This window comes from Bdellovibrio sp. HCB-110, assembly GCF_047323225.1.
In the GTDB taxonomy this organism is placed as follows: domain Bacteria; phylum Bdellovibrionota; class Bdellovibrionia; order Bdellovibrionales; family Bdellovibrionaceae; genus Bdellovibrio.
The window spans coordinates 1,724,490-1,744,618 of the sequence record NZ_CP178750.1 but is presented as its reverse complement, the minus strand read 5'-3'; the positions used below and the strand labels follow the sequence as shown (position 1 = coordinate 1,744,618).

Below are 20,129 nucleotides of genomic sequence, written 5' to 3'. Positions count from 1 at the left end.
TTACCATTTCATCTTTTTACGGAAGCGAAGACGCAAGTAAATCGCGCCTCCGTTCATAATCAGAGTCATCACTAAAAGAATGACCCCGGTTGCCGCCGCATTTACGTGAAACTCAGGCTGAGGACGCGACAACCAGTTAAACATCTGAATCGGCATCACGGTAAACGGATCCATGAGCCATTTAAAATTAACAAACGGAAAATGCCCCTCTACCGGAGGCGTTGGAAGAAATGCGATAAATGTTAATGCACCGATCGTGATCAGTGGAGCTGTCTCCCCGATCGCGCGAGACAAGGAGATAATGACACCCGTTAAGATACCACCGGAAGAGTATGGCAAAATATGATAGCGGATGGTTTGCCATTTACTTGCACCCATGGCGTAACTCGCCTCACGAATGGTGTTAGGGATAGAGCGAATGGCTTCACGAGTTGTAACAATGATGATCGGCAACACCAGAAGTCCCAGTGTCAATCCTGCCGTTAAAATACTTTGTCCCAATTTCAATTTGTAAACAAAAAGACCCAAAGCCATCAATCCATAGGTGATGGAGGGAATACCTGCCAAATTGATGATATTCAGTTCAATGAGTTGAGAAACCCAATTTTTCTTAGAGTACTCTTCCAAATAAACACCGGCAGCCACTCCCAAAGGAATGGCACAAAATGCCGTGGTCAACATGATACAGAAAGATCCCACCCAGGCCGACAAGATCCCCGCCTTTTCAGCAAAGCGCGACGGAAAGTTCGTGAAAAATTCAAAATTGATACGAGGAACACCAGTGAGAGCAAGATCTACGATCAACGTCAGCAATGTCACCAAAGCAAAAAGCAACGACATCAAACCTAAAATCGCAAAGACAAAGTCCCACATCTGACGACGTTTGATATTTGCTAAAATATCTTCTTTCGTATCGAGCACTCTTTCTTTTGAAATCTGCTGAGATTGTGACAATTCCATCACTCTTTCTCCTGAAATTTCTTACGAAGCCAAAGGCCCACGATATTAAAACACAAAGTAAGAAGAAGAAGACTTAAACCCGCTACATAAATGGACTGATAGCCAATGGAGCCATGGGGCAAATCACCTAAACTGACTTGCACGATAAAGGCCGTGATCGTCGCCGCAGGCTCTGTCGGATTTAAAGTCAAATTCGGTTGCATACCAGCGGCAATCGCCACAACCATGGTTTCACCTAAAGCGCGTGAAATACCCAGAATATAAGCTGAAGAAATTCCCGAGAAGGCCGCTGGGATCACAACTCGAAAAGCCGTCTGCATGCGAGACGCACCGACCGCGAAAGAGGCTTCGCGCAAATGCCCCGGAACCGAGCGCATCGCATCTTCACTGAGACTGCTCACATAAGGAACAATCATCACACCGATCACAATACCGGCACTGAGAACGTTAAATCCTCCCAAAGAAGGAATTAGTTTTTGCAAAAGCGGTGTCACAAATAACAAAGCAAAATAGCCGTAAACAACCGTTGGAACCGCCGCCAAAAGTTCAAGAAGAGGTTTTAAAACTTCACGCAAGGAAGGACGGATGTATTCACTTAAAAAAGCTGCCGCCACGGTTCCCAGTGGAATAGCCACAGTCAAAGCGATAATCGTTGATAAGAATGTCCCGCATAGAAGAGGCAAAATACCGTAATGGGCATTTTCAAAAAGAGGCGTCCATTGCGTATCCGTTAAGAATTGTTTGAGTGTCACATGTTCAAAGAACGGAAGACTTTCAACCACCAAAATGCCAACAATTCCGGCAGTCACAAGGACAGACGATGCTGCCGCCAAGAAAAGCACGGTTTCAATCGCGCGTTCTCTTAAACGACGCATCCGCCGAACTGGATGGTCGGCGGATGTAAACTCAGATAGTTTTTTGAGTTGGCTTTTACTCACAGGATTAAACTACAACGAACCTTCACGTTTCATCAAGTCATCAATTTTAAGACCTACTTCAGAGTGACCTCCGAAAACAGTTCCCAACTTGCCTTTTTTAACGTGTTCTTTGCCTGTTTCGTAAGCTTTTGCTGGAAGAGCTACGTATTTTACTTGAGGAACGATTTTCGCTGAATTGCTCAAGTAGAAGTTTACGAAGTCTTTCACTTCCGTTTTCTTCATAGAAGCTTCACTAACGTAGATGAAGATCGGACGAGACAATGGGAAGTATGTTCCCTTTTCAACAGTTTCACGAGAAGGAAGAACTGCTGTATTTTTCGCAGGAGCTTTGTCGCCACCAACAATAGCTACCACTTTAAGTTTGCCTTTGTTTTCTTCGTAGTAAGCCAATGGAACGTAACCCAATGCATACTGATCGTTAGAAACACCCGTTACCAGAGTGTTGTCATCTTCACTTGCCGTGTAATCGCCACGAGAAGATTTTGATTTACCTACAATAGCTTCAGTGAAGTAATCAAATGTTCCAGAGTCAGAACCCGCGCCGTAAAGTTTCAAGTTCTCTTTAGGCCAAGCCGGGTTGACGTCGCTCCATTTGGTGATTTTACCTTGAGCACCTGGTTCCCACATTTTTTTAAGTTCAGCAACAGAGATTGATTTCAACCATGTGTTTTTAGGATTCACAACAACCGCAGTTGCATCATAAGCCACTGGGATTTCTAGGAATTTCACACCGGCTGCGCGGCACGCTTCCATTTCAGAAGTTTGAATAGGACGAGAAGCATCTTGGATGTCCGTTTCGCCACGGCAGAACTTTTTAAATCCGCCACCCGTTCCCGAGATACCTACAGTCACGCGAACTTTTCCTTTTTGCGCCGTTTGGAACTCTTCAGCCATCGCTTCCGTAATAGGAAACACTGTGCTTGAACCGTCAATTTTGATAACCGGAACTTGAGCGTGAGCCGCAGAAGCACCCATAACGAAAGACAAAGACAGAATAATATTCTTAAACATAGACTCTCCTGTATGCCTAAAAGATCTAGCACCAATATACGGGCCTTGTATTGTTAGGGTTTTATTATGATTTAGCCGTTTCGCGTCAGCCAAGATTTGTGTAAACTAAACAGAATTATGGATAAAAAACAACTCCAAGACCAATCCGTGATCCTCGAGAAGATCAATAATGCCATTTCCGATAGCATTTATATCTTCGACCTGACCGAACAAAACCTTGTCTGGCTCAATAAACGAGGTCAGGAGCTCTATGGCTACACTCTGGAAGAGATCCGCCAAATGGGCCCAGAGTACTACGCGCGAACAATGCATCCCGACGATCTTGCCACACTTCAAGAGGCCGTTGCCAGATCCAGAAATCTGAAAGATGGCGAGGTCATTTCGGTCGAGTATCGCTTTAAAGACACACAGGGAAATTATCATTGGCATAATGACCGCGTGACGGTTTTTTCCCGCAATGCCCAGGGTGAGGTGACCGCTGTACTTGGAGTTGCCACCGACGTCAATGACCGCAAGCAAATCGAAGAAACTCAAAGGAAAACCATCGAGAAATTGAATCTTTCTTTATCCGCTGCCAAGATGGGTACGTGGGAATGGGACATTGAAAAAAATCAATTGCTTTGGGATCGTCGCATGTATGAAATCCACGGCATCCCAGAAAATCTTTCTCCTCTTGACGAGATCTGGAAACGATCCGCGCGGGAAGATATGGAAATCGTAAACCTCAAGGTTCAAGAAGCTGCCGAAAAACAGCAGGACTTCTATGTCACCTACCGAGTGACTTACGACAATCAGGAAGTGCATCACATCCGCTGCTATGGAAAATTTATGTTTCAAGCAGCCACACCTCGCATGTACGGTGTGGCCTGGGATTCGACGGAAGAAATTCTCACAGAGCAACAGATCGCAGAAGCCAAAGCCAAATTGATCTCTTCGACAAAAATGGCCGCTCTTGGTGAAATGTCTGGCGGGATTGCCCATGAGATTAATAATCCACTGACTGTGATTCAAGCTCGCGCCTTTCAACTTTCACAAATGGTAGAGCTTGATAAATTGGACCCTGCGAAAGTAAAACAAGCCGCCGAAAGCATCAGTCGCACGGCAGAGAAAATTGCGCGCATTATTAAATCCCTGCGCTCCTTTGCCCGTGAGGGGACTTACGATCCCTTCGAAGTTGTTTCGCTAAAACAAATCATCGAGGAAACGTTGGAGTTTTGTCTCACGCGCTTTTACAACCATGGAATGGAGATCGAAGTCGGTCCCATTGATACCGAGTTGGAAGTGGAATGTCGTTTGATTCAAATCGAACAAGTCTTACTCAATTTATTGAATAATTCTTTTGATGCCGTTCAACACCTTGAGCACAAGTGGATTCGTATTAGCGTCAAGGAACTTGTCGATGCGGTCGAGATCACGGTGACAGACGCTGGTCCCGGCATTGCCTCTGACGTTGCCGACCAGATCATGCTCCCCTTCTTTACGACGAAGGAAGTTGGAAAAGGCACAGGATTGGGCTTAAGTATTTCCGCGGGAATCATGCGTGCGCATAAAGGAGCTTTGACCTTAAAGAGAGACGCACCGAACACGACTTTTGTGATTCATTTACCAAAGTGGCAGAACGACGAGGCTCTGAATTACTGACAGCGTGAACAGACGCCGAAGAAATCGAGACGATGAGAGACCTGTTTGTAACCCATGGTCTCTACCATTTTGATGTGTTGATCTAAATCGCAGATATGCAAAGGCTCAACTCGTTGGCAAAGGCGGCAAATCACGTGGTGATGGTGATGACCTGACTCTAGCGCCAATTCAAAGCGCGCCACACCGTCGCCAAATTCCAGGCGCGATACCAGGTCTGCCTCTTCAAATTTTTTCAAGATACGATAGATTGTGACCAAGTCCATTCCGTCAGACTTGTTATCAAATTTTTTGAAAATCTCGTCGGCAGAAATCGGCTCCGGATGATTGAGCAAAATCTTTAGCAATTGACTGCGCTGGGATGTTAACTTCATCCCGGCTTTGCGCACTCTCTCGTTTAGAGAATCAATATCGATGTTTTTTCGCTCGTGGCCGCACTTGGTCATGAGTCAATAGATACACCAATCGCCCCTAAAAATCCACTAGGTTTCGCTTCTACGGCGCTCTACCAAGGCATTAAGCCCGTAATAAGTATATGAAAGAGCTGATAAAACCGGAACAAAGAAGATCGCCAGAGGAATATATGAGAGGAGTCCTAATAAAAGCCCCATGCCATATAAACGACCTGACTCTTCCCTCTCGATACCTTTGCGCTCTTCTAAACTCGCGAAATCTTGAAGCACATCATAGAGGAAGATTTTTTTATTAATCCAGGCCGTTAAAAGCAGAGGAACAATAATCTGGCATCCAGGGATCAACCACATCGGCAGAGTGATAAAAAATAAAAAAACGAAAACCACGGTCGCAGCCAGCGTATTCCACAAACTGCCAACGAAAGATCCTCCCCGTTTTTTCTCAAGATGTTTAAAATCCGCATTGGCAATACGAGCTAACACCAAAGGCATGATAAAAAAAGACGTCAAAAGAACGGCTCCTAAGTACGCCATTGGAATAAATATCAAAATTAAAAAAATAACCGCAGTCCAAGCGGAAAACTGTTCAAGTCCCGTGAGAGTTTGCAGCCATTGAAAGACCGTCATGCCTCCAAAAAACGACGTGAGGCCCGCCGTCCAGGCTTCCCAAAAAAACACGAAGAGAAGAAAGAGCCCCGTGACCGAAACAAACGGTGGCAGCAAAATAAATAAAAACATCTTAAGACGCAGAAGAGATTCAAAGGCCTGCTGAAAAGCTTTTAAAATGGCATTCATATTTAGATCTTTTCGCTTTCCGTTAGCTCTGGCAAGTGCTTCAATAGGGACACTATGCCAAGAATCATACACATTTTCCGACATGGCCAAACGGACTGGAATAACAATCGCCGCATGCAAGGACACACTGACATTCCTCTGAATGAAGAGGGACGCAAACAAGCCCTCACCTTGCAGTCTTACTTTCAGGAAAATCCTGTTGATGTTATTTTCTGCAGTGATTTACTTCGCGCTCAAGAAACGGCTCGTATTGCGAACACGCAGCTCGCTCGTCCCGTTGTCTTATCTCCCGAGTTTCGTGAAGTTTCCCTGGGGGTTCTTGAAGGCATGACTCAAGAAGAAGTCCACTCCCAATTTGGTATGGACGCTTGGTTAAAATGGACTTCAATTGATCCGCGAAATATCGACTTTCGTTTTCCGCAAGCAGAAAGTGCCCGCGAGGCCATAGACCGTTTTGCGTCGACTCTAAAAAAGTTTTGCATGGAGCATGACTTTCTCAGTGCCGGTCTTTCCACGCATGGATTTGTGATGAGACGATTCCTGCACACACTTCGTCCCGATTTGACTGAAATACTCCCCACTCCCAACTGCGTCGTTTACAAAGTGCAGTGGGATGAGGAGTCTCAAGATTTTACGTTCTTATTTTAATTCGTAACGAGTTAAATCCAAGAAACCAAACTGAACCGGATCTGTGCGGCGGAAGTGGGCCGTGATTTCGTCATAGTGATTCCAAAACGAATCTTGCGTGCGACGCACACCAAACGTCGTCACTAAAGCCTGATAGTCTTTCTCTGACTTGATATTTTTTACTGCCATTGCAAAAGTCGCCAGGTCCTTTTCTTTCACATCAAAAATCATATTGGGATAAGATCCCCAATATCCTTCTTGAATGGATAAGGAATCTTCTTTCGGAGACATGCGCAGGGATTCACCCAAAATCCACGAAATGTTTTCGTGCTCTTTATTGTGAATGATCGAGAACACGCGGATATCCCCTTTTTTCGTCTGCATTTTTAAATAAGCAAGATCTGGAAAATATCGGGCAAAAGGAGTTTCATCTTCAGCCTTCACAGACGAAATTTTTCTAAGCTGCTTTTCAACTCCGTGAACCTTCCAAAGTTTCTTCATGCTGTCCGGAGTTTCTAAATTTTTCCAATTCACAGTGTCTAAAGAGCCCCTCACTTTTTCCGAAAGACGATAGAATAAGATTTTTTCAACCATTTGCTTCTTCGTCGTCTTGTCTTCCGTAAAACGCACTCCCGTTGGCTCCGCAGATCCAACAGTTGGAAAAACATAGGTCATTTTTGCTTGAGCTAAAAGACCCTGATACCACTTTCTGCGATACTCAAGGCGCTGTTCGGGAGGAAGGAACATCAGGAACAACTCTTCAGCTTCCATACGAATCATATCCATATAAACACGAGTCAAAAGTTGATGACTGACATTTCCGAAGACGTCGAAGTTAACAACCAAGTTGTAAACGAGACGTTCCAAAAGCGGATAATCTAGGACGAACACTGTTTTCGACAAATCTCCGACGGCGCCCTTTAAAACAACGGCATTATCGTCATGACGAAACACTGTTAAAACCGCGTTAGGATTTTCCTTATCACCATCCCAGATGTCGTTCAGAACATAGCCCTCCGGTTTTAGTTTCTTCAGCCACTCCGTGCGCAAGCCGCGATACTTTTCACGGTGATCGACAAGTTGTTTTAAGAATAAAGGCGTTTCCTTAATTTCAACATCACTCCCCCACACCCCTGGCATCATCAAAAGACTTTGCGCCTGATCTTCGTATTCTTTCGAGCGAAGCATATTGTCAGATTCTGGAGTTAAGAAAAAGACGTAGAACTGCTCTTGAATCGAATTCACTGCCATGCTGCCGTTGCAGACCGGGCCTTTGATAAAAGTGCTGACCTGGTATTGAGCATCATCGAGTAAAAACTGATAACGGGCTTTTACGGGAATTTGGTTAAAGGCAATGAACGGATTTTCTGCAACTCCGGGTTCATAACTTGGAAGCGACTTCGCCTCCCACTCCTTTTCCCAAAAAATCTTTTTGTAGCGGGAAAGTTTCGCGGGACTCCACTCATAGGGAATATGGGTTTTCATCACCACAGAGCCCGGAAATTTTCTTAGGCAGTATGAAAAACGTTTTACGCCCGGATCATCATTCGGACGGCGTGTGGCAATTTCTTGAATCCCCTCTGAGCAAGGAGTTTTAGAGCGCACCAAACGGAAGAACTCGTTCTTTTTTTCAGGAAAATAAATATGGGCTAAGAAGAGATGCTCGTACAAATAACGACTGACCAGTCGTTGCGTGAGGCTCTTTTCGTTCAAAAACTTTTCCCAATCTTCGACCTGTTTTTGTATTTCAACAGGATTTTTTGCCAATTCTTTTTGAACTGCTTCGGAAGGACCTGGCGCGCCTTTTTTGATCCAAGTTTCCAAAGTCGCCATCTCTGAAGCACTGAGTGGGGGCAGCCCATAGGGCATTCCAAGTTGCGGAGAATTCTTGGCTATGAGTTCATAATCTTGCATCGTCGCAGCACACACCTGCGTGTCCGCGACTTGTTTTTCAATCGTCTTCACTGGCTGCGCGATTCTTAAATTCAGAAAGCTCAAGAAAAGATTTGTTTCGGGCTGGGTCGATGAATTCACGTCGTAAAAGCCCTTTTTTCTCCAGGCCGCAGCACCGTGGGCATCGATCCAAATTCGTGAGGGTTCTACACTTTTTGTACGAGTGCCATCGTAGATATTGAGTTTGCTTGCACCCCTTTGAAAGGCCTCATAATTCTGCAAATTAAGCTGGCAGGGGGCATTAAAGCAGCTATGGCAAGCAAGACAGCGATTGTCAAAAATCGGTTGTACTTTATGAGAGTAGAAATCCAGAGCAGGTTCTTCTGCATTTGAGACGCTCATCATCAGAACTGAAATAAAACAAAGCATCGTCGCCTTAATAAATTGCATATCCCTGCACTCCCCGTGTATTCTGCAAATATAAAACTCTTTCTTGATTATGGGAAAGACAAAGTAACGTTTAAAAAGATAAAAAAGAGGCCCCGCATGGAAAAAATTCCTTTTCAAACTGTGCAAAATTCGATTGATAAAATCTGCAGCATCACTGAAGAAAGTGATCTCGAAAAAGCCTCTCAACATCTTTTTGAGGTGCAACCGGATCTTGCAGGCTTCTTTATGGAATTCATCGAAGATATGAGCGAAGGCGCTCAGGATCTGGGTTTTATGATGGCGCTGATCTTGAACAGATCTTTTGAAGAGCAATACACGAATCTTCGCAAAATGAACGAAGAAGAAGTGATTGAGCGCTTCGAAAAAAATGAAGCTGAATTTGAGAAGTACTTGCAGATCAACGATGACATCATCGCGGACCTTCAGGAAAAATCAATGAACGAAGGACAACCGGAAATTTTGAACTACATTATCGAAGAGTTGTTCATGTCACCGGAACTTGAGCCGGCACTTGAAGCCAATGAGCAAGTTCACTTGTTCATCATCTGCAAATTCTTTGTGGATTGCTTAAACGACCTTGCTAACGAAACAGCTCCCGAGCTGGTTCGTCACTAAGTCCTACACGATTTTTTTGACAGAGATTGGAGCAGGCCCTTGCAGGGCTTGCTTCAAAGCCAAGAAGGCCGGTTTGTGAAACGGCTGCCCCAAAGTGATCTCAATAAACTGCAACGCCGCCGGCGCTGTTTTCGGATGAGGGTTGTTCGGCGACTCCATCACAATTTCTGAAAAGCTATCGGCCAAAGCCACCACTCTCGCAAACGGATTCATTTTAATATCGCGGATACGACGAGGATATCCCTGCCCTGGAGCATTCTCGTGATGCTCTAAAACAATGGAGATAATGTCGTCCGAGATCGAAGGCATGCTTCTTAGAATATCCACGCCCCGATGAACGTGGGACTCGTAGATAGCGGCTTGATCACGAGACATTGCGTGCCTTGGCATCGTGATGATTTCATCGGGAAGCTCTTTCATTCCCACGTCGTGAAGTAAAGCTCCCAAGGCTAATTTCTCTAAATTTTGCGCCAGCGTCCACTTCATGGATTTAGCGATAATCACAGAAATAGCAGAAACCATCATCGCATGACGGATAAGTTCATCATTCAGATTGGACATCATCGTGATGACGGCCGCGATATCAGGTTTGTTTTCAACCAGAGTTTGAATGGATTTACTGACGATTTTTGAATGTTCTAAGGCTTGATGATCAAAACCTAAATGTTCGATCTCTTTAAAAATGGAATCGGCGGCTTTAGAAAGAAAGACCGTCTTTTTTTCTTCACTGATTTTATCGCTGTCGATGATAATTCCAGCCACGGTCAAAGTTTGCCCAACGCACTTGTGATAGTCGGAGCGACGAACGTAGAGCCACTCTGCTTTTTCCGGGAAATGCATTTGATCAAAGTGGACTTTGGCGCCCTCTTTTAAAATCATCACATAATTTGTTTCGGAAAGTTTAAGGAAGATATCCACCGGCACCTGTGTGCCCGCAATAAATTCGTCCCTGGAAACTGCAACGTAATCGTCCGGAGTGAACTTCGTGTCCATGTCTCACTTATCGGCAGCGCCCAGTAAACCTGGAGGCGTTATCTCAATGTGAGACACTCTTTTTCTACTCTAAGAACCTTGTTTGTAAAAGCTTGCGTTTATCCGTAGAAAGCGAGAATTCATTCGCGAAATAGGCTTCCATACTTCCATAGCGCTGTTCAATTTCCCCGAAGGCCGCCGAAAGAAATTGTTCGCTCGCCGACATCATGTAGTGAAATCTCTTCAGTGCTTCGGGGCTCAAGCGATGCTCAATTTGATTAAGAATTTTCACTCGAAATGGCTTTAAAGTTTCTTCCGTTAAAAGGTAATCCTGAACCACCGTGTGTTTCGGAACTCCTAAAGACAAAAGCAAAAGGGCTGAGCCAACACCTGTGCGATCTTTTCCCACAGCACAGTGTTGCACTAAAGAGCCTTCGTGCAGCCCTTCAACTTTTTGAAAAAGACGCTGATAAGCCGGATTTGCGAAAGGCAGTCTTTGATACAAGGTTTCCATAAAATCAGAAGGCAAAGACTCAAGTCGTTCGGAAGTAAAGAAATCTCCACTGCCCGCTGTCGTTGCATGGCTCTCCGGATTCGCGGGACAGCATTCATAATGCACACCCTGCCATAAAATATCTTTGTCACTGTCCGACTCATGAAGATCGCGATAATCGATGATGTGCTTTACTGAAAGAGATTGAAGATGTTCGCAGTCTTTTGTCGTCAAACCTGACAACGAACCCGAACGAAAGAAATGACCTTTTTTAACTCGACGGCCGTCAGACGTGAGGTATCCACCTAGATCTCGAAAATTAATGCCGCCCTCAAGTTTCATCATGTCTCCTTTGAAGTTAAAAACCCATCATAACACAAAGGGTGCACAAAAAGTTCGTTAGCTTTTCATAAATCTTATTAAAGGATCATAGTCGTGATGCTGGTCGGCGATCTTAAGAGCCTTAATATAAGAATCCCTTTTCTCTCCCATGCGCCCCAAATGTTCTTGGCCCCACGAAAAAGTCGTGCCCTCATATTGCTTCATTAAGAGATCCGCCGCGAGCCTTGAAAAACGCCCATTTCCATTGGGAAAAGGATGAATCCACACAAGACGATGATGAAAGCGGGCTGCGATTTCTTCCAGGGAAAAAGTGTGATGCTCTAACCAATATCTGACATCTCCCAAAAGAATGGCCAGATTGTTTTGAATGACTTCCGGTGAAACACCGATATTGGTTTCTTTTTTGCGGAACTGCCCGGCCCACTCCCAGGTTTCTTCGAACATTTTTTTGTGCAAAAGACAAAGTCCCGAAGCACTGAGAAGATCTTTTTTTAAAGTTCGGCTATTGAAAGCCCACAGAAGGGCTCTGGCAATTCCTGCTGCTTCAAACTCATCCAACTCCCCTTGCGTGGTGAGTCCGGGGATGAGCCCTTGCAAAGTTTCATCGTCGAGAGGTGTGGCCCCTGGAGGACTTTGAATTTTCACTTTTCGCTCTCCATATTCTACGATCCTCTTTTAACAAAAGTTCCTGCACAATATTTTCAATCAACTGCTGCTGTGACTGTCTTGAAGTATCTTGCAACTCCAACTGCATCGTGTATTCCGTACTGCGCACGATTTCTCGGGCGGCTTTACGAGCCTGCTCCTCAAGAGATTTTTGCAAACCCTCCCCTTTCGGAACAAAGAAATACACAAAATCACAATTCAAAGCCTCGGCTGTCTCCTGCAAGGTTTGCAAAGTCAGCTTTCCCGACACTTCATCTTTTTCAATACGCTCCACGCGTTGCTTGATGACGCCGAGTCGTTCACCCAGATCTTGCATCGTCATCCCGAGAGCCTGGCGGATCTCTTTAACCCATCCGTTCTTAGGAACTTTCCCCAGAAGAAGAGTCTTGTGCTCGTTAAAATATCTATCGAGCTGATTTCTGCGGAGCTTTGCCGTTTTATTTCCCATAGCCACCTTCATGCTTTATAGGTCTATCTATATATAGACTTATAATATCATATCGTCTATATATAGATAGACCTTTAGATATTTAAAATCTATTTATATATAGACAAATATAAGCACTTTGGGATTTGTTAACTCTAGAAAGAGCCTTCAATTACGATATAAAGGCCCAGGAATCATGTCAAACGAATATGTAAATAATGTGTATGTATAATGATTGGTCTAGGTTTTTGATTTAAAAATCAATATATCGATGGAGTCGTCAAAGCGTCCCGAAAGACGGCCTTTTGCGTCTGCTAAATCGATCCAAAAATAGTGGAAGTTATGCCCTTCATCATCTCCACTGCCCTGCACCTTGTGAGTCCACCGGTCCGCAATGGCTTCAGAACTTGTGAGATGAAAAACATGACGATGCAAAAATGCCTTCGCATAGTCGCCGAAGAATTGATACTCGTCGATTTTAGATTCTATTTTTAAATTCTGCAGACCACTTTCTTCGAAAGTTTCTCTAAGAACTGTCTGCGCCGGGTCTTCTCCGGGATCTACAGTGCCAGCGGGAACTTGCGTTCCTGCATCAGCATATTTTTCATCATGATCAAAAACCAAGAGTTGGGTCTTTCCGTCCTTCACGCGAGTGATATAAGCCACAGCCTTGTCTTTGGCTTTGATATTCCCCTTGAGAGCCATTTCAATCTCAACCCAGTACCGTCGGACAAACTCATTTTTTTCTGTATCGAAAATTCGATTCTCTAAAGAGCCGCCAAACTTTTCGATGATCTTCCAGGAAGGTACATTGTTGTCCGAACATGTTACCAAAATTTTTGAAAGCCCCAGAGTTTTACAATACTGAAGACCTTGTTTAAAAATTTCAGTCGCATAACCTTTTTGCCGATGACGAGGACTGACAGAGTAGCCAACATGCCCTCCCCGCTCTTTAAGAAAATCATTCAACTCATGACGGATGCTAAGACGCCCCACGATTTCTCCATCAACAAATCCATAGAGCATTGTCGAGGGAACTCTGTTCGCAGGAATTTTATTTCTGTCTTTGGCATTTTTTAGAATGAGTAAGTGCTCAGCATGGGACATTCCCGGTTTCCACTCAAAGGTGTACCAGCTAAGATCCTGCCCTTGCCAATCTTCCATACCACGAAGAAAAGCTTGTTCATCCTTGTCGGTCAGCTCTCGCAAAATGAGCGAGGTCACTTTGGTTTTCCCGACTCAATCATTTCACTGGGCTCAGCATCTTCAAAATCGCCTTGGTATTCACTCATGTATTGATAAGTGATCACTCCACCCGGCTTCATGGCGAGAACTCCGCCCAATTGCAGGCGATCCCCTTGCTCTTCGCTCCAAGGCTTCGGTGAAAAGCCCTGTGCTTTGAGTTTACCAAGACTGAATAAACTGCGCGGACCAAAAGCCGCCATCACGCCTCTTTTAAATCCTGCCGCATGAAACGCTTCTAAGTGGGGATCCGTAAATATCCACGCATCTTGCAGTCCCAGATCTTCTTTGAAAGCCTTCAACATCGAAGGAGCACCGTTACCGATGAAGTACAACTGTGCTCCCGCTTTTTCAAACTTTTCTCTTTGCGACCACACATCCAAAGCATGGGCTCGACAAGCCATGCAGGCAAAGTGTCTTAAGAAAATAAATATCGCCGGTCCTTTTTCCCAAAAAGATCCGAGTTTAAATTTATTGTGATCTTCACCAATAACGGTGGCCTGGGAAAGACGGCGGACGTCGGCGACAATTGATTTTTCAGTGCTCATTTATCAGAACCTCAGAGGCATATCTTTTCAAGTTGCTCGGCAGGATACAACTCGTATTTTTTAAGCCCCACGTCGCTGAGACTTAAATTTCTCGCCTTCATCACTTGATATGTGAGTTCCGAACCCCGTTTTGCCGCGACTCCTGGATCTTGGGAGTAGACATCATCACGTTGCGCTTCAGAAAGAGGAACAAAGACAACGCCTTTGTTTTTATACTCCGTCAGCAATTTATCAATCATCTCAGCATCAAAAGCACCGATGTGAAGCAACAAGATGTGAGGAATACTGCGCTTAAAGAGGGATTGAGAAAGTGCCTCTGCCCGATCCAACATATCCGTGGCATTTTGAATGTACGTGTCTTTCAACCACTGAATGGATTTTGTATCTTTCTTCGCAGAACATCGAGCGTAAGGCCCATTCCAACTCCAGTCTTCAAAATCAATAGTGACTTGAGCAATTTTATAGCCCTGCTCCTTGAGATAACTGCGGATGGCGTTGCGTGTTTCCAGGGACTCCCCTTCACGCAAGTAAGGATACCGGAAGTACTTCCAATCAAGTCCCCCATTGAGTTTCTTCAACATTGGTTCGTTAAGTTCGATGGCCTTTTTATAATCTTCAATAGAAACTTTATTGATATCTTCATGAAGATACGTGTGATTGGCAAAGGGATACCCCGCCTTCTTCCAGATATTCAGAACTTCGAGAGATTCGTTTTTCTTTTCCACTTTTCCGGCGTTGATAAAGCCATAGACTTCCGGCACTTTGTGTTTACGAAGAACCTCAGTCATTTTCTTTGCGACCATTTCTCGCGTCACTCCCGGAGGCAGATCCTGATGCGTGGGAAGATCGTCCACAGTGATGGCTACTTTGATAGAGCTATATGAGGGACTCGCAAAAAAACACAACAAGACAAACAACAAAGATATTTTCATAGTGAAAGCATAGTCAGAAGGCTTTGGGGTTACCACCTTCGACACAGTGCCACTTGCACAAAGAAAATCTCAATTAATAAAATTGAGATGCAATCAGTCTGCGCGTGGCTCAGCTTGGTAGAGCACTTGCTTGGGGTGCAAGAGGTCGCTGGTTCAAATCCAGTCGCGCAGACCACTCTCCAAAATGGGGGCATTTTATGAGCACCCAAATAGCAAAACGTTTTTCATCCGGCATTGTTCCTATATACAAAAGCGATCACGAAATTTTATTTTTACTTCTGCGCTCATACAACTATTGGGATTTTCCTAAAGGTGAAGTTGAAAAAAACGAAGATCCCTTCATCGCTGCTCGTCGCGAACTTCAAGAAGAGACTGGAATTGATAAAGTGCAATTTCACTTTGGAGAAATCTATAAAGAGACACCACCTTACAGCCAAGGAAAGATTGCCAGGTATTACATCGGAGAAGTGAAAACTAAAAACGTAACCTTGGGAGTCAACGAGGAGCTAGGTCGACCCGAGCATCAAGAATATCGTTGGGTGAATTATAAAGATGCAAAACTGCTACTCGGCGACCGCGTTGCTGCTATTTTAGAGTGGGCTTATTCTATCGAGAAAAATTCAGCCTCCCGCTAAGGGAGACTGCTTTATTTGAAAATCTGACGAACTTTACGGATATCTAGAATAAGATCTTCAACTCTCTCGTTGAAGTTTTCTAGTTTATGGAAAACCTGGCTCATGTCTTTTTCTTTGCGAACATGGGCTTTGAGTTCTTTCATAGCGTTTCTTGCACCTTCAATCGAGAAACGATCACGATGCAAAAGCTTACGAATCAAAAGAGCGTTCTCAACATCTTTACGCGTGTACATACGTTGATTGTTGGAAGCTTTTTTCGGGCGAAGGATTTCAAACTCTGTTTCCCAGTAACGAAGAACGTATTGTTTGATCCCCAAGATCTCAGCAACATCACCGATCTTAAAAGCCATTTTATCTGGAATCGCGTTGATCTCTTCTAGAAGTTTTTCATCACAAAGCATCGCCGGAATAGAAATCGGCGCGGATGCAGTGATGGGACCGGAAGTCTGTTCAGCTTCTTCGATAAATTCCAACTGTTGATCCCCGAGAGAAAGTTCGGAAACTTCCATCTCAAGGCTTTCAGGACTATTCGTTGTCATCATAGTCGTCGTCATCATCATCGTCCTCATCTTTTAAGTGAGCATACTCTTCACCGTTCAACATCGCCTTCAAAACTTGAGACGGACGGAACGTAAGAACGCGACGTGCGGAAATCTTGATCTGCTCACCTGTTTGCGGATTGCGACCGATTCTTTCATTTTTACCGCGAACGACGAAGTTGCCAAAACCCGAAATCTTAACCTTTTCGCCGTTTTGCAAAACATCTTTCAAGGTATCGAAGCACAATTCAACAAGTTCAGAAGCTTCCTTCTTCGAGAAGCCGATCTTTTGATAAACGTTCTCGACGATATCGGCCTTAGTCACCGTTGATTTACCTAAGTTCTGGCCTGCCATAATTATAACAACTCCATTAATTACTTACCTTGAGCCTAACAACTAACTGAAAACAATCAAGAATTTATCTCACAGAAAGATCAAAATTCTTTTTGAGGCTCTCTAACACCTTCGTAGTGACCTCGTTGATTTGTGTTTCTTGCAGCGTGGCATTCTCATCCTGAAGCCATAAACGGATGGCGACGGATTTCTTACCTGCTTCCATCTTCTCTCCTTCATAAAGATCGAAGACATCCACATTCACTAACAATCCGGCAGCGGCTTTGCGGATATCCTTCAAGACATCGCCGACTTTCAAAGTCTTTGGCATCACGAAAGCAAAATCACGCTCGACCACTGGGAATTTAGAAACACTTTGAATACGGTACGGACGAGGTTGGCCTTTATATAGCTGATCAAGATCTAGCTCTGCCAACGCCGCTGGTACACGGATCTTATTGTCATCCAAAAGAACCGGATGAAGAGTTCCGATGAAACCAACCTTCTTACCTTCAACCAAAAGTTGAGCATATTGCCCTTGGTGCATGAATGCAGGAACTTCTGCTTTATTAGCAGGCGTAACCCACGTGTAAGAGGAGATATTCAAAGATTTTAACAACACTTCAACCGCTGCTTTAAGTTCAAACACGATGGGGTATTCCAAAGCTTTATTCCAAAGATTGGAAGATTGCCCCCAAAGCGCCAAACCTAAACGGCTGCTTTCACCATAAGAGCCATCGTCTTTCACCGCAAAAGTGTTTCCGATTTCAAACAAACGGCCTTGCATATTTCCGTAATGGAAATTCGTGTTCAAGTTTTTGAAAAGACCGTAACTCAAAGAAGATCTCATCACGTCCATTTCTTCATTTAAAGGATTCATAATACGAATCTCTTTTTCAGAAGAAGCCAGGCCTGCGGCTTTCATTGTTTCTAAAGAACCCAAGAAAGCTTTTTCACCTTTAGAACCCACAAACGCAAAGTTGAAGGCTTGCTGGAAGCCTTCCCCGCGCATCAATTCACTTGTCATGCGATTGAGCATAAAGGCTTTGTCGTGGTGAGAAGGCGCTGACGCAAAAACTGGCAAAGCTTCAGGGATGTGCTCATAACCATTCAGGCGTGCATACTCTTCTACCAAATCCATGTCTTGCTCGAGGTCAAAGCGGAAGGTCGGCGGAAGAACTTTGTAAGCACTTCCTGCTTTTTCCACTTCGCATCCCAAGCGCTTCATGAAATCAACAAACTTGTGTTCTTCCGCTTCATAACCCAAACGGTCTGAAACTGTTTGCACAGAAATAGAAACCGGAGCTTTCTTCACTGGATTTGGATAGAAATCATGGTGATCGCCATACGCTTCCCCACCAGCCACTTCTAAAATCAAAGCCGTTGCACGATTCAAACCACGAAGCGCTCCATCTGGATCGACGCCACGAGAGAATCTGTAAGCTGAGTCCGTATCAATACCGTGAGTACGAGATGTTTTACGAGCGCTCATTGGCAAGAAGTAAGCAGCCTCTAAGAAAACGTTGGCTGTTGTCTCACTAACGCCAGAGTTTTTACCACCAACAACACCTGCCAAACACACAGGATGAGAAGCATCACGGATCGTCAACTCTTCACCTGTCAATGCAATCTCAGAACCATCCAAAGTGATGAACTTTTCGCCTGCCGTTGCACGATCTACTATGATTTTTTTACCACCAATGAAAGCCGCATCAAACGCATGCAAAGGCTGACCTAGTTCCATCATCACATAGTTCGTCACATCGACGATATTATTGATCGAATTTAAACCCACACTCTCAATACGTTTTTTGAGCCATTCTGGAGAAGGACCTACTTTAACACCTTTGATAAAGCGTCCTGTATAACGAGGACACAAATCAAAAGCTTTCACCTCAAGAGCGATTTCAGATTTTGTCGACTCAGAATTCGTTTTTGGTTCTGCATTCGGAGCTTTCAATTCTTTACCGAAAAGACAAGCCACTTCACGAGCCAAACCATAGTGACTCAGGCAGTCCGCACGGTTCGGAGTCACCTTCAGTTCAAAAGTGATATCATCGTAGCCACCGTACTCTGCATAGGATTTTCCTACAGGAGCATCGGGAGGCAAGATCGCAATACCGTCAGATTCTTTTGCAAGGCCCAACTCTTTTAAAGAGCAAAGCATGCCCGCAGAATCCACACCGCGAACCGCCGATTTTTTAATGGCGAAATTCCCTGGAAGAACCGCTCCCGGCAAAGCCACGATCACACGGTCACCGGCTTTGTGATTTTGCGCGCCACACACGATCTGGTGAACCACACCCTCGCCTGTTGAAACGCGGCACAAAGACAATTTATCCGCATTGGGATGTTTGTCTTTTTCAAGGATATGACCAATCACAACGTGATTAAAGTCTTTGGCGCGATTGGTGATCTCTTCCACCTCAAGGCCAGCGCGAGTTAAAGCTTCAGCAAGCTCTTCCGGTTTTTGGAAAAACTCTGCCACATCTACATAATCTTGGAGCCATTTTAAACTGATCTTCATTTTACAAACTGCCTTAAGAATCTCACGTCATTTTCAGGGAACAAACGAATGTCTTCGATGCCATATTTAATAATCGCCATACGCTCGATACCAAAACCAAATGCAAAGCCTTGCCATTTTGGATATTCGATTTTCGCCGCTTGGAACACTTTCGGGTTCACAAGACCACAACCACCGATTTCAATCCAACCTGTCTGCTTACAAAGACTGCAACCTTTGCCTTTACAAATCGGGCAAGAGCAATCCACTTCCGCAGACGGTTCTGTGAATGGGAAGAAGCTTGGACGGAAACGTGTTTTCAAACCCGGACCAAAGAACTCACGAACAAAGAAGCTGATCGTGCCCTTAAGATCCGCCATAGAAATTTTCTCATCCACGCACAACGCTTCAATTTGATGGAAGTTCGGAAGATGGGAAATATCGCTATCACAACGGAACACCGGCCCTGTCCCGATCACGCGCAATGGAAGCTTTTCAGTTTCCAAAGAGTGAATTTGAATCGGCGACGTGTGTGTTCTTAACACATGGGTCTTGTCGATAAAGAAAGTGTCTTGCATATCACGAGCAGGATGATCTGCCGGAATATTCAAGGCTTCAAAGTTATAATAGTCTTTCTCGATAAGAGGACCCGTGCGCACGCTGTAACCCAAACGCGCCATCACTGTGAAGATCTCTTCCGTCACGATATGCACCGGATGTTGAGTTCCTTTGGCTTGGGTGAAAGCCGGAAGAGTCATGTCGATTTCTTCCGCCGCCATCTTGGCTGAGATCTCTTTCTTTTTGAGATTTTCTTCGGCTTCCGTATAAGCGACTTCAAGAAGTTGCTTTACTTCATTCACTTTTTTACCAAAAAGAGGCTTTTCCTCTTTCGGCAAAGAAGCCATTTCTTTCATGATCTCAGTGAGAGATCCGCTTTTCCCCAAGTATTGAACTTTGAGGTCATAGAGGTCTTTGGAGCTGGAAGCCGCTTTAAATGCTGCCAGAGCGCTATCTTTGATGGAATCAAGTTTGGTCGTCGACATAGTCCCGTATAATCACCCCAGAACCACGTATTTTCAAGCGTTTAGCTTTTTCACACAGCGCAAAAAAGGCTTGAGGTTGTGGGACTTTAGCTCTATCTTCCCCCGACTCT

21 protein-coding genes and 1 tRNA gene are annotated in these 20,129 nt (G+C 44.5%); 5 read left to right on the top strand and 17 right to left on the bottom strand.

The features are described 5' to 3' along the window. From pstA to ACL934_RS08345, 3 genes are all read right to left on the bottom strand, one after another. Complete coding sequence (pstA, locus tag ACL934_RS08355; RefSeq protein WP_374079837.1) at positions 1-960, bottom strand: phosphate ABC transporter permease PstA; 960 nt, start codon at positions 958-960, stop codon at positions 1-3. Next, entirely contained in the window at positions 960-1,835 is an 876-nt protein-coding gene (gene pstC / locus ACL934_RS08350; RefSeq protein ID WP_374079834.1) for a phosphate ABC transporter permease subunit PstC, read from the bottom strand. The genes pstA and pstC overlap by 1 nt, the downstream gene beginning before the upstream one ends. Positions 1,836-1,907: 72 nt before the next feature. Continuing rightward, positions 1,908-2,909, bottom strand: a complete 1,002-nt coding sequence (locus ACL934_RS08345) for a PstS family phosphate ABC transporter substrate-binding protein (RefSeq protein ID WP_374079832.1) — start codon at positions 2,907-2,909, stop codon at positions 1,908-1,910. Positions 2,910-3,026: 117 nt separating this feature from the next. Between ACL934_RS08345 and ACL934_RS08340 the strand changes: the two genes are divergently transcribed. Beyond that, complete coding sequence (locus tag ACL934_RS08340; protein WP_374079830.1) at positions 3,027-4,550, top strand: PAS domain-containing protein; 1,524 nt, start codon at positions 3,027-3,029, stop codon at positions 4,548-4,550. Here ACL934_RS08340 and ACL934_RS08335 read toward each other — a convergent pair. Both ACL934_RS08335 and ACL934_RS08330 read right to left on the bottom strand, forming a co-directional pair. Continuing rightward, complete coding sequence (locus ACL934_RS08335; RefSeq protein WP_374079829.1) at positions 4,544-4,921, bottom strand: Fur family transcriptional regulator; 378 nt, start codon at positions 4,919-4,921, stop codon at positions 4,544-4,546. The genes ACL934_RS08340 and ACL934_RS08335 overlap by 7 nt on opposite strands. A gap of 108 nt (positions 4,922-5,029) precedes the next feature. Beyond that, positions 5,030-5,755 (bottom strand): EI24 domain-containing protein, encoded by a 726-nt coding sequence (locus ACL934_RS08330; protein WP_374079826.1) that lies wholly within the window; start codon positions 5,753-5,755, stop codon positions 5,030-5,032. A gap of 54 nt (positions 5,756-5,809) precedes the next feature. Here ACL934_RS08330 and ACL934_RS08325 point away from each other — a divergent pair, with 54 nt between their 5' ends. Continuing rightward, complete coding sequence (locus ACL934_RS08325) at positions 5,810-6,403, top strand: histidine phosphatase family protein (protein WP_374079824.1); 594 nt, start codon at positions 5,810-5,812, stop codon at positions 6,401-6,403. Here ACL934_RS08325 and ACL934_RS08320 read toward each other — a convergent pair. Next, complete coding sequence (locus tag ACL934_RS08320; RefSeq protein ID WP_413613311.1) at positions 6,395-8,725, bottom strand: fatty acid cis/trans isomerase; 2,331 nt, start codon at positions 8,723-8,725, stop codon at positions 6,395-6,397. The two genes, ACL934_RS08325 and ACL934_RS08320, sit on opposite strands and share 9 nt — an antisense overlap. Before the next feature lie 96 nt (positions 8,726-8,821). Between ACL934_RS08320 and ACL934_RS08315 the strand changes: the two genes are divergently transcribed. Beyond that, positions 8,822-9,340, top strand: coding sequence for a hypothetical protein (locus ACL934_RS08315; RefSeq protein ID WP_374079816.1), 519 nt, complete (start codon positions 8,822-8,824; stop codon positions 9,338-9,340). 3 nt (positions 9,341-9,343) lie between these two features. On the opposite strand, the gene ACL934_RS08310 is transcribed toward ACL934_RS08315, so the two are convergent. From ACL934_RS08310 to ACL934_RS08280, 7 genes are all read right to left on the bottom strand, one after another. Then, complete coding sequence (locus tag ACL934_RS08310) at positions 9,344-10,333, bottom strand: HD-GYP domain-containing protein (RefSeq protein WP_374079814.1); 990 nt, start codon at positions 10,331-10,333, stop codon at positions 9,344-9,346. A gap of 64 nt (positions 10,334-10,397) precedes the next feature. Further along, the gene (locus ACL934_RS08305; protein WP_374079813.1) at positions 10,398-11,150 is read right to left on the bottom strand and encodes a tyrosine-protein phosphatase; all 753 of its coding nucleotides are present in this window, start codon (positions 11,148-11,150) and stop codon (positions 10,398-10,400) included. Between the two features lie 54 nt (positions 11,151-11,204). Further along, positions 11,205-11,792, bottom strand: coding sequence for a mobile mystery protein B (locus ACL934_RS08300; RefSeq protein WP_374079810.1), 588 nt, complete (start codon positions 11,790-11,792; stop codon positions 11,205-11,207). Continuing rightward, entirely contained in the window at positions 11,749-12,261 is a 513-nt protein-coding gene (locus ACL934_RS08295) for a mobile mystery protein A (RefSeq protein ID WP_374079808.1), read from the bottom strand. The genes ACL934_RS08300 and ACL934_RS08295 overlap by 44 nt, the downstream gene beginning before the upstream one ends. A gap of 219 nt (positions 12,262-12,480) precedes the next feature. Continuing rightward, positions 12,481-13,464 (bottom strand): GNAT family N-acetyltransferase, encoded by a 984-nt coding sequence (locus ACL934_RS08290; protein ID WP_374079805.1) that lies wholly within the window; start codon positions 13,462-13,464, stop codon positions 12,481-12,483. Further along, positions 13,461-14,030 carry an AhpC/TSA family protein gene (locus tag ACL934_RS08285; RefSeq protein ID WP_413613310.1) on the bottom strand — a complete coding sequence of 190 codons (570 nt, stop codon included), beginning with the start codon at positions 14,028-14,030 and terminating at the stop codon, positions 13,461-13,463. The genes ACL934_RS08290 and ACL934_RS08285 overlap by 4 nt, the downstream gene beginning before the upstream one ends. Positions 14,031-14,041: 11 nt before the next feature. Further along, on the bottom strand, positions 14,042-15,007 hold the full coding sequence (locus ACL934_RS08280) for a polysaccharide deacetylase family protein (RefSeq protein ID WP_374079802.1): 966 nt from the start codon (positions 15,005-15,007) through the stop codon (positions 14,042-14,044). Positions 15,008-15,060: 53 nt separating this feature from the next. Here ACL934_RS08280 and ACL934_RS08275 point away from each other — a divergent pair. Then, positions 15,061-15,137: transfer RNA gene (locus tag ACL934_RS08275), tRNA-Pro, on the top strand. Between the two features lie 22 nt (positions 15,138-15,159). Then, the gene (locus ACL934_RS08270) at positions 15,160-15,597 is read left to right on the top strand and encodes an NUDIX domain-containing protein (protein ID WP_374079800.1); all 438 of its coding nucleotides are present in this window, start codon (positions 15,160-15,162) and stop codon (positions 15,595-15,597) included. Between the two features lie 11 nt (positions 15,598-15,608). Here ACL934_RS08270 and ACL934_RS08265 read toward each other — a convergent pair whose 3' ends face one another. The 4 genes from ACL934_RS08265 to pheS form a co-directional block, all read right to left on the bottom strand. Next, entirely contained in the window at positions 15,609-16,139 is a 531-nt protein-coding gene (locus ACL934_RS08265) for a MerR family transcriptional regulator (RefSeq protein ID WP_374079797.1), read from the bottom strand. Next, positions 16,123-16,461, bottom strand: a complete 339-nt coding sequence (locus ACL934_RS08260) for an integration host factor subunit alpha (protein WP_374080456.1) — start codon at positions 16,459-16,461, stop codon at positions 16,123-16,125. Before ACL934_RS08260 ends, ACL934_RS08265 begins: the two co-directional genes overlap by 17 nt. Positions 16,462-16,555: 94 nt before the next feature. Further along, entirely contained in the window at positions 16,556-18,997 is a 2,442-nt protein-coding gene (gene pheT, locus ACL934_RS08255) for a phenylalanine--tRNA ligase subunit beta (protein WP_413613309.1), read from the bottom strand. Beyond that, complete coding sequence (gene pheS, locus ACL934_RS08250) at positions 18,994-20,019, bottom strand: phenylalanine--tRNA ligase subunit alpha (protein ID WP_374079792.1); 1,026 nt, start codon at positions 20,017-20,019, stop codon at positions 18,994-18,996. The genes pheT and pheS overlap by 4 nt, the downstream gene beginning before the upstream one ends. Between the last annotated feature and the right edge of the window lie 110 nt (positions 20,020-20,129).